The organism is Streptomyces sp. NPDC048566 (assembly GCF_043199735.1).
Taxonomy (GTDB): Bacteria; Actinomycetota; Actinomycetes; order Streptomycetales; family Streptomycetaceae; genus Streptomyces.
In genome coordinates this window covers 25393-39249 of sequence record NZ_JBICWL010000015.1, presented here as the reverse complement: position 1 = coordinate 39249, position 13857 = coordinate 25393, and the positions used below count along the sequence as shown (strand labels likewise).

At 72.5% G+C, this 13857-nt stretch carries 15 protein-coding genes; 7 read left to right on the top strand and 8 right to left on the bottom strand.

All coding sequences use genetic code 11. The annotated features are described in order from the left end of the window. Positions 1-325 precede the first annotated feature (325 nt). The 4 genes from nhaA (at position 326) to ACGFS9_RS22045 (ending at position 3531) form a co-directional block, all read left to right on the top strand. Positions 326-1723, top strand: coding sequence for a Na+/H+ antiporter NhaA (gene nhaA, locus ACGFS9_RS22060; protein ID WP_393255426.1), 1398 nt, complete (start codon positions 326-328; stop codon positions 1721-1723). 43 nt (positions 1724-1766) lie between these two features. Continuing rightward, positions 1767-2243: a phage holin family protein gene (locus ACGFS9_RS22055; RefSeq protein WP_393255576.1), complete on the top strand. Its 477-nt coding sequence runs from the start codon at positions 1767-1769 to the stop codon at positions 2241-2243. Beyond that, the gene (locus ACGFS9_RS22050) at positions 2240-3190 is read left to right on the top strand and encodes an alpha/beta fold hydrolase (RefSeq protein WP_393255424.1); all 951 of its coding nucleotides are present in this window, start codon (positions 2240-2242) and stop codon (positions 3188-3190) included. Before ACGFS9_RS22055 ends, ACGFS9_RS22050 begins: the two co-directional genes overlap by 4 nt. A 161-nt stretch (positions 3191-3351) precedes the next feature. Next, complete coding sequence (locus tag ACGFS9_RS22045; protein ID WP_393255423.1) at positions 3352-3531, top strand: hypothetical protein; 180 nt, start codon at positions 3352-3354, stop codon at positions 3529-3531. 22 nt (positions 3532-3553) lie between these two features. On the opposite strand, the gene ACGFS9_RS22040 is transcribed toward ACGFS9_RS22045, so the two are convergent. Genes ACGFS9_RS22040 through nth form a run of 3 tightly spaced genes read right to left on the bottom strand, consistent with a single transcriptional unit; the run spans position 3554 to position 6666 of the window. Further along, positions 3554-4753, bottom strand: a complete 1200-nt coding sequence (locus ACGFS9_RS22040; protein WP_393255422.1) for a MarP family serine protease — start codon at positions 4751-4753, stop codon at positions 3554-3556. A gap of 13 nt (positions 4754-4766) precedes the next feature. Next, on the bottom strand, positions 4767-5480 hold the full coding sequence (locus ACGFS9_RS22035) for an NUDIX hydrolase (RefSeq protein WP_393255420.1): 714 nt from the start codon (positions 5478-5480) through the stop codon (positions 4767-4769). 52 nt (positions 5481-5532) lie between these two features. Next, positions 5533-6666 carry an endonuclease III gene (gene nth / locus ACGFS9_RS22030; RefSeq protein WP_393255419.1) on the bottom strand — a complete coding sequence of 378 codons (1134 nt, stop codon included), beginning with the start codon at positions 6664-6666 and terminating at the stop codon, positions 5533-5535. Between the two features lie 252 nt (positions 6667-6918). Here nth and ACGFS9_RS22025 point away from each other — a divergent pair, with 252 nt between their 5' ends. Next, positions 6919-7593 (top strand): Crp/Fnr family transcriptional regulator, encoded by a 675-nt coding sequence (locus tag ACGFS9_RS22025; protein WP_016642758.1) that lies wholly within the window; start codon positions 6919-6921, stop codon positions 7591-7593. A gap of 168 nt (positions 7594-7761) precedes the next feature. Here the strand turns inward: ACGFS9_RS22025 and ACGFS9_RS22020 are convergent, their stop codons facing one another. The 4 genes from ACGFS9_RS22020 to ACGFS9_RS22005 all read right to left on the bottom strand — a co-directional run bounded on the left by ACGFS9_RS22020 (position 7762) and on the right by ACGFS9_RS22005 (position 10266). Beyond that, on the bottom strand, positions 7762-8592 hold the full coding sequence (locus tag ACGFS9_RS22020; protein WP_393255417.1) for an MBL fold metallo-hydrolase: 831 nt from the start codon (positions 8590-8592) through the stop codon (positions 7762-7764). Beyond that, the gene (locus ACGFS9_RS22015; RefSeq protein WP_393255415.1) at positions 8589-9458 is read right to left on the bottom strand and encodes an NUDIX hydrolase; all 870 of its coding nucleotides are present in this window, start codon (positions 9456-9458) and stop codon (positions 8589-8591) included. The genes ACGFS9_RS22020 and ACGFS9_RS22015 overlap by 4 nt, the downstream gene beginning before the upstream one ends. A 179-nt stretch (positions 9459-9637) precedes the next feature. Beyond that, entirely contained in the window at positions 9638-10108 is a 471-nt protein-coding gene (locus ACGFS9_RS22010) for a RidA family protein (RefSeq protein ID WP_393255413.1), read from the bottom strand. Beyond that, positions 10105-10266 (bottom strand): DUF4177 domain-containing protein, encoded by a 162-nt coding sequence (locus tag ACGFS9_RS22005; protein ID WP_075033571.1) that lies wholly within the window; start codon positions 10264-10266, stop codon positions 10105-10107. The genes ACGFS9_RS22010 and ACGFS9_RS22005 overlap by 4 nt, the downstream gene beginning before the upstream one ends. A gap of 276 nt (positions 10267-10542) precedes the next feature. Between ACGFS9_RS22005 and ACGFS9_RS22000 the strand changes: the two genes are divergently transcribed. Both ACGFS9_RS22000 and ACGFS9_RS21995 read left to right on the top strand, forming a co-directional pair. Then, positions 10543-11520: an ArsA family ATPase gene (locus ACGFS9_RS22000; RefSeq protein WP_393255411.1), complete on the top strand. Its 978-nt coding sequence runs from the start codon at positions 10543-10545 to the stop codon at positions 11518-11520. Then, on the top strand, positions 11517-12920 hold the full coding sequence (locus ACGFS9_RS21995) for an ArsA family ATPase (RefSeq protein ID WP_393255409.1): 1404 nt from the start codon (positions 11517-11519) through the stop codon (positions 12918-12920). The genes ACGFS9_RS22000 and ACGFS9_RS21995 overlap by 4 nt, the downstream gene beginning before the upstream one ends. A gap of 462 nt (positions 12921-13382) precedes the next feature. Here the strand turns inward: ACGFS9_RS21995 and ACGFS9_RS21990 are convergent, their stop codons facing one another. Further along, positions 13383-13721 carry a WhiB family transcriptional regulator gene (locus tag ACGFS9_RS21990; protein ID WP_393255574.1) on the bottom strand — a complete coding sequence of 113 codons (339 nt, stop codon included), beginning with the start codon at positions 13719-13721 and terminating at the stop codon, positions 13383-13385. Positions 13722-13857: the final 136 nt, after the last annotated feature.

Sequence of the window (13857 nt, the reverse complement as noted above, 5' to 3'; positions counted from 1 at the left end):
CCCGAGGGGTGGCGGAACCGCCGGTCACCGGCGTTCCGCCACCCCTCGGCCGCTGTCCGGCACCTCTGGCTCCGGCCTCCGCTCCCCCCCCTGACGGGCGACGCGCAGCGCGGACCCGCGGCGCATTCCCCGCCCCGGCACCCGCGCTCTTCGCACACCTCATCCCATCCGATTTGCCCGTAATCTGAACACTCCGATGCCGACCCGGGCCACACGTTAGGTAAAGTAAGCAAAAAGTCCACGACGCGACAAGATCCATCATGGTGTGCCGGGAAGTCTGGTCGGCGAGTACTCAGTCCTGCCTGCCCGACCGGAGGTCCTCCCCGTGGCCGCGCCCCGCACCACCCCCCGCAAGTTCCTCGGACGGATGTCCCTGCCCGAACGGAACTTCGTCGCGGAGGCCCTGCGCGCCGAGACCGTCGGCGGCGTCCTGCTGCTGATCGCGGCGATCGCCGCCCTCCTCTGGGCGAACACCCCCATCCGGGAGAGCTACGAGACCGTCTCGCACTTCCACTTCGGGCCGAGCGCCCTCGGACTGCACCTGTCCGTGGAGCACTGGGCTGCCGACGGACTGCTCGCGGTCTTCTTCTTCGTCGCCGGAATCGAGCTGAAGCGCGAACTGGTGGCCGGGGACCTGCGCGACCCCAAGGCGGCGCTGCTGCCGGTGGCCGCCGCGATCTGCGGCATGGCCGTCCCCGCCGCCGTCTACCTGGCCACGAACGTCTCCGGCGGCGGCTCCCTCGAAGGCTGGGCCGTCCCCACGGCCACCGACATCGCCTTCGCACTCGCCGTCCTCGCGGTCATCGGCACGTCGCTGCCGTCCGCGCTCCGTGCCTTCCTGCTCACCCTGGCCGTCGTCGACGACCTCTTCGCGATCCTGATCATCGCGGTCTTCTTCACCGAGTCCATCAACTTCCCCGCCCTCGCGGGGGCGATCGTCGGGCTCGGCGTCTTCTGGTTCCTGCTCCGCAAGGGCATACGCGGCTGGTACGTCTACGTCCCGCTCGCCCTCGTCATCTGGGCGCTGATGTACAACAGCGGCATCCACGCCACCATCGCCGGCGTCGCGATGGGCCTGATGCTGCGCTGCCACCGGGTCGAGGGCGAGGAGCACTCCCCCGGCGAGCACATCGAGCACCTGGTGCGCCCGGTCTCGGCGGGCCTCGCGGTTCCGCTGTTCGCCCTGTTCAGCGCGGGCGTCTCCATCTCCGGCGGGGCGATCGGCGAGGTGTTCACCCGCCCCGAGACCCTCGGCGTGGTCCTCGGACTCGTCGTCGGCAAGGCCGTCGGCATCTTCGGCGGCACCTGGCTCACGGCCCGCTTCACCCGGGCCTCGCTCAGCGACGACCTCGAATGGGCGGACGTCGCCGCCGTCTCCACCCTGGCCGGCATCGGCTTCACCGTCTCGCTGCTCATCGGCGAACTCGCCTTCGCCGGCAACCGGTCGCTCACCGACGAGACCAAGGCCGCCGTCCTGATCGGCTCGCTCATCGCGGCCGTCCTCGCCACCGCCCTGCTGAAGATCAGGAACGCCAAGTACCGTGCGATGTGCGAGGCGGAGGACCGCGACGAGGACCGCGACGGCATCCCCGACATCTACGAGCAGGGCAACCCGGCGTACCACCTGCGCATGGCGGAGATCTACGACCGGAAGGCCGCCGAACACCGCAGGCTTGCCGAAGTGGCGGGTGGGGCAGGCGAGGGGAACGACGGTCCGGCATGATCTGACACGACCGTACAAACACATGCAGAAGAGGGAGATCGCGATGAGCGCACCCGACGGCAGCCCGGTCGGCGCCGAACGCAGCATCGGCCAGCTGTTCGCCTCGGCGACGACCGAGATGTCCGCCCTGGTGCACGACGAGATCGCACTGGCGAAGGCGCAGCTCAAGCAGGACGTCAAGCGCGGCGCCGTCAGTGGCGGGGCGTTCTCGGCGGCCGTCGCCGTCCTGATCTTCTCCCTGCCGATGCTCAGCTTCGCCCTCGCCTACGGCATCCGGACCTGGAGCCACTGGAACCTCGCGCTCTGCTTCCTGCTGTCGTTCGCCGCGAACGTACTGGTCGCGGCCGTACTCGCCCTGATCGGCGTGTTCTTCGCGAAGAAGGTGAAGAAGAGTCAGGGCCCGCAGAAGGTGGCCGCCTCCGTGAAGGAGACGGCGGGCGTCCTGCCGAACGCCAAGCCGCACCCCCGGCCCGAGCCGGTCGAGGACGCTGTCAAGGCTGTGGCACGCTCATCCTCATGACGGACCCCGCCACACCTTCGGCCCAACCCGCCTCGGCCGTTCGGATCGACCTGCCCGGCGGACGCGCGGTGACCCATCGGGACGTGGCCGCCAACGGCGCCCGCTTCCACATCGCCGAGGCCGGCGACGGCCCGCTCGTCCTGCTGCTGCACGGCTTCCCGCAGTTCTGGTGGACCTGGCGGCACCAGATCGGTGCGCTCGCCGACGCCGGGTACCGCGCGGTGGCCATGGACCTGCGGGGCGTCGGCGGCAGCGACCGCACCCCGCGCGGCTACGACCCCGCCAACCTCGCGCTCGACATCACCGGAGTCATCCGCTCCCTCGGCGAGCCCGACGCGGCGCTGGTCGGACACGATCTGGGCGGCTACCTCGCCTGGACCGCCGCCGCGATGCGCCCCAAGCTGGTCCGCAGGCTCGCCGTGGCGTCCATGCCGCATCCGCGGCGCTGGCGGTCCGCCATGCTCGCGGACGTCCGGCAGAGCGCGGCGGGCTCCTACATCTGGGGGTTCCAGCGCCCCTGGATCCCCGAGCGCCAACTCGTCGCCGATGAGGGCGCCCTGGTGGGGCGTCTGGTGCGCGAGTGGTCGGGGCCCCGTCAGCCGGACGACGAGACCGTGGACACCTACCGGCGGGCCATGTGCATCCCGTCGACCGCCCACTGCTCCATCGAGCCCTACCGCTGGATGGTGCGGTCCCTGGCGCGCCCGGACGGCATCCAGTTCAACCGGCGGATGAAGCGGCCGGTGCGGGTGCCGACCCTGCACCTGCACGGCTCGCTCGATCCGGTGATGCGCACCCGCAGTGCGGCCGGATCGGGCCAGTACGTCGAGGCGCCCTACCGCTGGCGGCTGTTCGACGGGCTCGGCCACTTCCCGCACGAGGAGGATCCGGTCGCCTTCTCCGCCGAACTGATCAACTGGCTGAAGGACCCGGAACCCGATCGGTGACACCCGGTCAGCCGTCCGAAACCGTTCGGACACGGCCCGTGGCGTCCACCAGGGATGAGCGATGAACACGCGTTCATCGAACAGCCAATTGCCTCGCGCATAGGCCAATTGGGGGCCCCGCGCGAGGTTATGGACCTTGGGGCCCGGGCAGACGTCGGGGTATGGGCTGGACGCACGACTACAGTGACGCAGCACGCAATCGCCGCTCGGCCTCGGGTCTGAGCTCCCATCAGAGGGGCACCCCGCAGCTGACGGGTGCCGATCCTCGCGTGGGGATTCCGCACATCCTGCGCCGCCGCGCCCGCTGGGTGTCGGTGCGCATCCGCCACCCCCGCGGCTGACGTTACGGCGCCCGCGGCCCCGTCAGAGCGCGCAGCTGTCGCTGTCCACCTGCTGGTTGGCCGTCCGCCCCTTGGCGATGTCCTGCCGGATCTCGTCGGCGGTGAGGGCGTAGCCGGTGTCGGCGTCGTCGAGCGACTTCGCGAAGACCACCCCGTAGACCCTGCCCTCCGGGGTCAGCAGCGGGCCGCCGGAGTTGCCCTGCCGGACCGTGGCGTACAGCGAGTAGACGTCGCGGCGCACCGTCTTGCGGTGGTAGATGTCGGGACCGTTGGCCGTGATGCGACCGCGCACCCGGGCCGGCTGGACGTTGTACGAGCCGTTCTGCGGGAAGCCCGCGACGATCGCGCCGTCCCCGCTGCTCGCGTCCTCGGCGCTGAACCGCAGCGCGGGCGCCCGCAGGCCCGGCACGTCGAGTACGGCGATGTCGCGCTCCCAGTCGTACAGGACGACCTTGGCGTCGTACTTCCGGCCCTCTCCGCCTATCTGGACCGTCGGTTCGTCGACTCCGCCGACCACGTGCGCGTTGGTCATCACCCGGCGCGGGCCGAAGACGAAGCCGGTGCCTTCGAGGACCTTGCCGCAGCTCTGCGCCGTGCCCATGACCTTGACGATGGACCGCTGCGAGCGGGCGGCGACGGGGCTGGTGGCGAGCGCCGGGTCGGGCGGCGTGACCTCCTTGATGGGCTCGTTCGCGAAGGGGCTGAAGACCTGCGGAAAGCCGTTCTGCGCGAGGACCGAGGAGAAGTCGGCGAACCAGGTGTCGGCCTGCGCGGGCAGCGCGCGGGACACCCCGAGCAGCACCTTGGAACTGCGGACCTCCTTGCCCAGCGTCGGCAGCGTCGTCCCCGCGAGGGCGGAACCGATCAGCCAGGCCACCAGGAGCATCGCCAGGACGTTCACGAGGGCGCCGCCCGTCGCGTCGAGGGCGCGGGCGGGCGACCAGGTGATGTACCGGCGGAGCTTGTTGCCGAGATGGGTGGTGAGGGCCTGGCCGACGGAGGCGCAGACGATCACGACGATCACCGCGACGACGGCGGCGGTCGTGCTCACCTCGCTGTCCTCGGTCGCCCAGCCCCAGATCACCGGCAGCAGGTAGACGGCGACGAGGCCACCGCCCAGGAAGCCGATCACCGACAGGATGCCGACGACGAAGCCCTGGCGATAGCCCACGATCGCGAACCACACGGCGGCGACCAGCAACAGGATGTCCAGCACGTTCACGGAGGTCACCTTGTCATGCGCGCCAGTCGAGCGGGACCTTCTTCTCCCGGTCCCACGGGCGCTCCCACCCCGCGTAATGCAGGATCTTGTCGATCACTCCGGCCGTGAAACCCCAGACCAGGGCCGATTCGACCAGAAATGCCGGGCCGCGGTGGCCGCTCGGGTGCACGGTGGTCGCACGGTTGGCCGGGTCCGTGAGATCCGCCACGGGGACCGTGAAGACGCGAGCGGTCTCGCCGGGGTCGACGACGCCGACCGGGGTCGGCCGGCGCCACCACCCGAGGACCGGGGTCACCACGAAGTGGCTCACCGGGATGTACAGCTTGGGCAGGACGCCGAAGAGCTGGACGCCGCTCGGGTCCAGGCCGGTCTCCTCCTCCGCCTCCCGCAGGGCGGCGCGCAGCGGGCCCTCGCCCGCCGGGTCGCCGTCCTCGGGGTCGAGCGCGCCGCCGGGGAAGGACGGCTGCCCCGCGTGCGACCTGAGGGTGCCGGCCCGCTCCATGAGCAGCAGCTCGGGGCCGCGGGAGCCCTCGCCGAACAGGATGAGCACGGCGGACTGGCGGCCCGCGCCGTTCGCCGGCGGCAGGAAGCGGCTCAGCTGGAGCGGCTCCACCGTCTCCGCGGCGCGCGCCACCGGGTCCAGCCACGCGGGCAGCCCGTCCTTGGAGAGGTCCACCTGTCCGCCCTGCGTGCCGCTCGCGTCCCGTGTGTTGCCCGTGCGTGTCATCGCCACCCCCGTTCTGCTGTTCCCAACGCCCGCCGGGGCCGTGTTCGTTCCGTCATCCGGCGCCCAGTGGGGGCGCGGGGATGCCGCCCGCGTCCAGGTAGGACTGCGGGGGATCGAGCCGCTGGCCGGGGAAGCCGCCCTTCTCGTACTTCAGGAGCTTTCGTGCCTTCTCCGGATCGGTCTCGCCCTCCCCGTACGCCGGGCAGAGCGGCGCGATCGGGCAGGCTCCGCAGGCCGGCTTGCGGGCGTGACAGATGCGGCGGCCGTGGAAGATCACGTGATGCGACAGCATCGTCCACTCGCTCTTGGGGAAGAGCGAGCCGACGGCGGCCTCGATCTTGTCCGGATCGGTCTGCTCGGTCCACTTCCAGCGCCGCACCAGCCGCTGGAAGTGGGTGTCCACGGTGATGCCGGGGCGTCCGAACGCGTTGCCGAGCACCACGAACGCGGTCTTGCGGCCCACACCGGGCAGTTTGACGAGGTCCTCCAGCCGGCCGGGCACCTCTCCGCCGAAGTCGTCCCGCAGGGCTCTGGAGAGCCCTATGACGGACTTGGTCTTGGCGCGGAAGAACCCGGTGGGGCGCAGGATCTCCTCGACGGCCTCCGGGTCCGCCTCCGCCAGGTCCTCCGGGGTCGGGTACCGGGCGAAGAGCGCCGGGGTCGTCTGGTTCACCCGGAGGTCGGTGGTCTGCGCGGACAGCACCGTGGCCACGATCAACTGGAAGGGGTTGCGGAAGTCCAGCTCCGGGTGGGCGTACGGATACACCTCGGCGAGTTCGCGGTTGATGCGGCGGGCCCGGCGGACGAGCGCGGTGTGCGACTCGTTCCGCGGCGGCGACGCGGCAGCCGAGCGCGCGGGGCGGCTCCCTCCGGCGGCGGCCCGCGCGGGAGCCGCCGTCCCGGCCGCGGACTTCGCGGGCGCCTTCCCAGCGGTGGTCTTCGAGGGCACCTTCGTAGCGGCCGCCTTCTTCGCGGGCGCCTTCTTCTTCGCGGTGGTCTTCGCGGGCGCCTTCACAGCGGGCGCCTTCCTCGCGGCGGCTGCCGCCGACGGCCTGCCGGCCGCGGCCTTGGCGGACGTCACCTTCTTGGCGGGCTTCCGGGCCGGCGCCGGCTTCGCCGCTTTTGTCGGCTCCTTGGTTCCACCGGGGCCCTGTTCGCCCACGGCGGAATCACGACGTACAACCATCCGCCCAGCCCCCTTGGCCTGTGCTCTCACCGGCGATTTGGACACCCGGCCAGCCTAGAGCCCGGCACCGACATCCGCCCCGGACCCCGAAGATCGGCCCCCAATTGGCCCCCTGCCGCACTCGCCGACACGCCCGTGCGGCAGACTTGTGACTGATCACACTGTTTGGACGGTCCGGCAAGATGGGGAACACGGTCCCCTGGTACCAAGGGGGAGCAAGATCCCCTGAGCAGGTCGACAAGGAGAGAACTCGTGGACGACGTTCTGCGGCGCGCCCCGCTCTTCGCGGCGCTCGATGACGAGCAGGCCGCGGAGCTCCGCGCCTCCATGAGTGAGGTGACGCTCGCTCGCGGCGATGCTCTCTTCCATGAGGGGGACCCCGGAGACCGCCTCTACGTGGTCACCGAGGGCAAGGTGAAGCTGCACCGCACCTCCCCCGACGGACGCGAGAACATGCTGGCCGTCCTCGGCCCCGGCGAGTTGATCGGCGAGCTGTCGCTGTTCGACCCGGGCCCCCGCACGGCCACCGCCAGCGCCCTCACCGAGGTCAAGCTGCTCGGTCTCGGGCACGGCGACCTCCAGCCCTGGCTGAACGCCCGGCCCGAGGTGGCCGCCGCCCTGCTGCGCGCCGTCGCCCGGCGCCTGCGCAAGACCAACGACCAGATGTCCGACCTGGTCTTCTCCGACGTGCCGGGCCGCGTCGCCCGCGCCCTGCTCGACCTCTCGCGCCGCTTCGGCGTGCAGTCGGAGGAGGGCATCCACGTCGTGCACGACCTCACCCAGGAGGAGTTGGCCCAGCTGGTCGGCGCCTCCCGGGAGACCGTCAACAAGGCGCTGGCCGACTTCGCGGGGCGCGGCTGGCTCCGTCTGGAGGCCCGCGCGGTGATCCTGCTCGACGTGGAGCGGCTCGCCAAGCGCTCGCGCTGACCCGTTCGGCCGTACGGCGGCGGGGTTCTGCTTCTCCCTCGGGGAAGCCGGCCCCGCCGCCGTCGCCGTTGGGGGCCGGTGCGGGTCTCGTCGTCACGGCTCTGCCCGCCATCGCCGCCCCGTGAGCGCACCGCAGCCGCACAGGGCCGTACGGCTAGGGCCTCGGCACTAGATGAGCCCGTGCTCGCGCAGGTACTCCATCTGGGCCCGGACCGAGAGTTCGGCGGCCGGCCACAGGGAGCGGTCCACGTCGGCGTACACGTGGGCGACGACTTCGCCGGGCGAGCGGTGGCCGTCCTCGACCGCCGTCTCCACCTGCGCGAGCCGGTGGGCGCGGTGGGCGAGGTAGAACTCGACGGCGCCCTGGGCGTCCTCCAGCACCGGGCCGTGGCCGGGCAGCACGGTGTGCACGCCGTCGTCGACCGTCAGGGACCGCAGTCTGCGCAGCGAGTCCAGATAGTCGCCCAGGCGGCCGTCGGGGTGGGCCACCACGGTCGTACCGCGCCCGAGGACGGTGTCACCGGTCAGGACGGCGCGGTCGGCCGGGAGATGGAAACACAGCGAGTCCCCGGTGTGCCCGGGGGTGGCGACGACGCCGAGTTCCAGCCCGCCCACGGCGACGACGTCTCCCGGAGCGAGCCCCTCGTCCCCGAGGCGCAGCGCAGGATCCAGCGCCCGCACCGTCGTGCCGGTCAGCTCCGCGAACCGTCCGGCGCCCTCGGAGTGGTCGGGGTGGCCGTGCGTCAGAAGCGTCAGGGCGACGCGCTTGCCGGCCCTCTCGGCGGTGTCCACCACGTTCCGCAGATGGGCCTCGTCCAGGGGCCCGGGGTCGATGACCACCGCGAGCGCGGAGTCCGGCTCGGACACGATCCAGGTGTTCGTGCCGTCCAGGGTCATGGCCGAGGCGTTGGGGGCGAGGACGTTCACCGCGCGCTCGGTGGCACGGCCCGAGAGGACGCCGCCTCGGGGCTGTCCCGGCAGGGTGGCCGCGTCGGTCATGCGGTGCCTCCGCCCGTCGGGACGTGCCGGGTGAACTCCTCGTGTCCGGGCCAGGAGAGGACGACCTCGCCGCCCTCCAGGCGGGCGCGGGCCAGGACGGGGCTCATGTCGCGGGCCGGCGCCGCGGCGAGCGCGTCGGCGGCGCTCGGGTGGTCCGCGACGCTCCGCAGGGTCGCGATGGTGGGCGGCATCATCAGCAGCTCGCCCCGGTCGTAGCCCGCGGCCGCATCGGCCGGGCGGATCCACACGGTCCGGTCGGCCTCGGTGGAGGCGTTGCGAGTGCGCTGGCCCTCCGGGAGGACGGCCACGAAGAACCACGTGTCGTAGCGGCGGGACTCGAACTCGGGGGTGATCCAGCGCGCCCAGGCTCCGAGCAGGTCCGAGCGCAGCACGAGGCCCCTGCGGGTCAGGAACTCGGCGAAGGACAGTTCCCTGGCCACCAGAGAGGCCCGGTCGGCCTCCCAGTCGTCACCGGTCGTGTCGCCGACCACGGAGTCCGGGCCGGGGCCGGCGAGCAGCACGCCCGCCTCCTCGTAGGTCTCCCGGACGGCCGCGCAGACGATGGCCTGGGCCGCCCGCTCGTCCACACCCAGGCGCCGCGCCCACCACGCGCGCGGGGGGCCCGCCCAGCGGATCTGCCGCTCGTCGTCGCGGGGGTCCACACCACCGCCCGGATACGCGTACGCGCCTCCGGCGAAGGCCATGGAGGCGCGTCGGCGCAGCATGTGCACCACGGGGCCGGCCTGGCCGTCCTTGACCAGGATCACGGTGGCCGCGCGCCGGGGCGCGACCGGCGTCAGCGTGCCCTCGGCGAGAGCCCTGATCCGCTCCGGCCACTCCGCAGGAAACCACTGCCCATTCCCCATGGCCGGAGGCTATCCCGAGCCGGGCGAATGTTCGAGACCCCACCGCCCCACCAGCCCCTTCCGCTCCGCACGGCGCCGCCCGGCGGCGTCGCCCCGAAGCCGCCGCGCGACCGCCACGGGGCGGCCCGGAGAGGGCCTCCGCGGCCGGCGGCCCCTCCCGCGGAGGGAGGGCGGCGCGGCTACGCGTGCGTGAGCTCCACCTGGATCTCGACCTCGACGGGCGCGTCCAGCGGCAGCACGGCCACCCCGACGGCGCTCCGGGCGTGCACGCCCTTGTCGCCGAGCACCTCGCCCAGCAGCTCGCTCGCGCCGTTCAGCACGCCCGGCTGCCCGGTGAAGTCCGCGGCCGAGGCGACGAAGCCCACGACCTTCACCACCCGGGCGACGCGGTCCAGATCGCCCGCGACCGACTTCACGGCGGCCAGCGCGTTCAGCGCGCACGTCCGGGCCAGGTCCTTGGCCTCCTCGGCGGTGACCTCGGCGCCCACCTTCCCGGTGACCGGAAGCTTCCCGTCGACCATCGGCAGCTGGCCGGCGGTGTACACGTACACGCCCGACTGCACCGCCGGCTGGTACGCGGCCAGCGGCGGGACCACGCTCGGCAGCGTCAGCCCGAGCTCGGCGAGCCTCGCCTCGACGGCCCCGCTCACGCGGACTTCTCGCGCTTCAGGTAGGCCACCAGCTGCTCGGGGTTGTTCGGGCCGGGCACCACCTGGACGAGTTCCCAGCCGTCCTCGCCCCAGGTGTCCAGAATCTGCTTCGTGGCATGGACGAGCAGAGGCACGGTTGCGTATTCCCACTTGGTCATGGGGCCGACTGTATCCGCTGCCGGGAACCGCCTCCCGCCCCCGTCACCCCGCCCAGGTCACCGCCCGTCCGCGCCCCGCCCCGGCCGGGCCCTCCCCGCCCCCGCGCCCGGCGGACCGCCGCCCGGCCGCAGGACCGGCCCCGGTGGGCCGGCGTCCGAGGCGTCCCGGCGGACCCGCCACATCCGGCCACACCCGGCCCCGGCACCCCCGTCCTTCGCGCAGCTTGTCCACAGCCTCCTGCGTACTCCGGGCGCGGACTGGTTAGGCTCGAATACGTGAGCAGGCTCCAGGTCGTCAGCGGCAAGGGCGGTACCGGCAAGACCACGGTGGCCGCAGCACTAGCGCTCGCCCTCGCGACGGAGGGCAAGCGCACCCTCGTCGTGGAGGTCGAGGGCAGACAGGGCATCGCACAGCTCTTCGAGACGGAGGCGCTGCCCTACGAGGAGCGGAAGATCGCCGTCGCTCCGGGCGGCGGGGAGGTGTACGCCCTCGCCATCGACGCGGAACTGGCGCTGCTGGACTACCTCCAGATGTTCTACAAACTGGGCGGTGCCGGCCGGGCCCTGAGGAAACTCGGCGCGATCGACTTCGCGACCACCATCGCGCCCGGCGTACGCGACGTCCTGCTCACCGGCAAGGCGTGCGAAGCGGTCCGGCGCAAGGAGAAGAACGGCCGTTTCACCTACGACTACGTGGTGATGGACGCGCCCCCCACGGGCCGCATCACCCGCTTCCTGAACGTGAACGACGAGGTCGCCGGTCTCGCGAAGATCGGACCGATACACCATCAGGCCCAGGCCGTCATGCGGGTCCTCAAGTCGCCGGAGACGGCGGTCCACCTCGTGACGCTGCTGGAGGAGATGCCCGTCCAGGAGACCGCGGACGGGATCGCCGAGCTGCGCGCCGCGCAACTCCCCGTCGGCCGGATCGTCATGAACATGGTCCGTCCGTCGCTCCTCGACGGCACCGGGCTCGCCCGTGTGGGCGCCGCTCCGCGGACGGCGATCGCCAAGTCGCTGTCGTCGGCCGGCCTCGGCGGCGCCCGCCGCGGCGGTCTCGCCGAGCGGCTGGTGGACCCGCTGCTCCAGCAGGCGGCGGAGTACGCCGAGCGGCACGCCCTGGAGACCGAGCAGCGGAGCGTCCTTGCCGAACAGGGGCTGCCGCTGCACGAACTCCCCCTGCTCGCCGACGGCATGGACCTGGCCGGCCTGTACGAACTGGCGAAACTGCTGCGGAAGCAAGGGATGTCATGAGTCTGGAGCCCGCTCAGGCCCTCGACCTCGACCCGCTGCTCGACGACCCGAAGACCCGGATCGTGGTGTGCTGCGGCTCGGGCGGCGTCGGCAAGACCACGACGGCCGCGGCTCTCGGGCTGCGTGCCGCGGAGCGCGGCCGGAAGGTGGTCGTGCTCACCATCGACCCCGCGCGCCGGCTGGCGCAGTCGATGGGCATCGACTCCCTCGACAACACCCCCCGGCGCGTGAAGGGCGTCGAGGGCACCGGGGAACTGCACGCGATGATGCTCGACATGAAGCGGACGTTCGACGAGGTCGTCGAGGCGCACGCCGACGGCGAGCGGGCCGCGGCGATCCTCAACAACCCCTTCTACCAGTCGCTCTCGGCGGGCTTCGCGGGCACGCAGGAGTACATGGCCATGGAGAAGCTGGGGCAGTTGCGGGCACGCGACGAGTGGGACCTGATCGTCGTCGACACACCGCCCTCCCGCTCGGCCCTGGACTTCCTGGACGCCCCGAAGCGGCTCGGCTCCTTCCTCGACGGGCGGCTGATCCGGCTGCTGACGGCGCCGGCCAAGCTGGGCGGACGCGCCGGCATGAAGTTCCTGAACGTCGGGATGTCGATGATGACCGGCACGCTGGGCAAGGTCCTCGGCGGCCAGCTCCTCAAGGACGTGCAGACGTTCGTGTCGGCCATGGACACCACCTTCGGCGGCTTCCGCACCCGCGCGGACGCCACGTACAAGCTCCTCCAGGCTCCCGGCACGGCCTTCCTCGTGGTGGCCGCCCCGGAACGGGACGCGCTGCGCGAGGCGGCGTACTTCGTCGAGCGGCTGGCGGCCGACGACATGCCGTTCGCGGGCCTGGTGCTCAACAGGGTGCACGGCAGCGGGGCGGCCGGGCTGTCCGCGGAGCGGGCCCTGTCCGCCGCCGAGGAACTCGACGGCGGCGACCCGGAGGGCGAGCCGGACACCGCCGCGGAAAATCTTGACACCGCCTGCATTGTCGATCAGGGGGACGGGAAAGCTGGTCTTCGTAACTCTCCCGACATGTACGGCAGTTCAAAGACAACGGATTCCGCGACACCGGCTCCTGACGAAGGCTCCCCCGACGCCCCGCCCAGGACGGCCGTCACGGACACCACCCCCGGCACCGACGGGACCGCCGTCCCGCTCCCCGAGCCCACCGTGGACCAGCCCACCGTGGACCAGCTCACCGCGGGCCTGCTGCGGCTGCACGCCGAGCGCATGCAGCTGCTCTCCCGCGAGCAGCGCACGCGCGACCGGTTCGCCGCGCGCCACCCCGAGGTGGCGGTGGCGGAGGTGGCGGCGCTGCCCGGCGACGTACACGATCTGGCGGGGCTGCGGGACATCGGGAACCGGCTCGCGGCCCATCGGCCGGAGCTGCCCGAGAGCTGACCGGGCGGCTTTCACGACGGCCCGCCCGCGTCGGCGGGCCCGCGACCGGCCGCACGGGCAGGCCCTCGGCTCCGCCACCGGCCACCGGCACCGCGTCGGCCACCGGCGGGCGCGCACGCCCCTACGGAGCGAGCAGCGGCCTCGGCCCACAGCGCGACGACGCGCATCCGGTGTCCCGCCCGCACGCGGCCGGGCCCGGAAAGGCCGGTCCGCACGGGCCCTCACGGGGCGTGCGTGGGCGCGGAATCCCCCGGGACGACGGAGGGCGCGCGAACGACGCTCGGAGGTCGCGGAAGGCGCAGGGCACGGCGGCGACCGCCTCCGGTGTCGCCGCAGCCTCCCCGCGGGAGCGTCACGACGGCGTCCCCGCCCGGACTCGCACCGGGGCACCGCGCCTCGGGACGGTCCGCCCCGGACGGATGCGCCGCGGAGCCGCACCCCGCGGGACGACCGGGCCGCCTGTCAGCCGACGGCCGCGTAGCGCTCGTACACCTCTTCCTCGTCCAGGGGGAGCAGGCCCGCGCCGCGCTCGTACTCGATGCGTGCGGTCTCCAGCAGATGACGCCACGACGTGACCGTCGGACGGCGGCGCAGCAACGCGCGGCGCTCCCGCTCGGTCATGCCACCCCACACGCCGAATTCGACGCGGTTGTCGAGCGCATCGGCGAGGCACTCCGTGCGCACCGGACATCCGGTGCACACTGCCTTGGCCCTGTTCTGCGCTGCTCCTTGAACGAACAGTTCATCCGGATCGGTAGTGCGGCAGGCCGCCTGCGCACTCCAGTCGGTAACCCAGCCCATGCCGGCGCCGTCCTCTCCCGAATCGAGGCTCCCCCACGGCGGCAGCGGCATATTCACCGCCGCCAGTTGAGGACGTTACGGAAGGCGGGCACAGCGCAACACCCCCTTCGGGCCCAATCTTGAATGGCCCGAACGG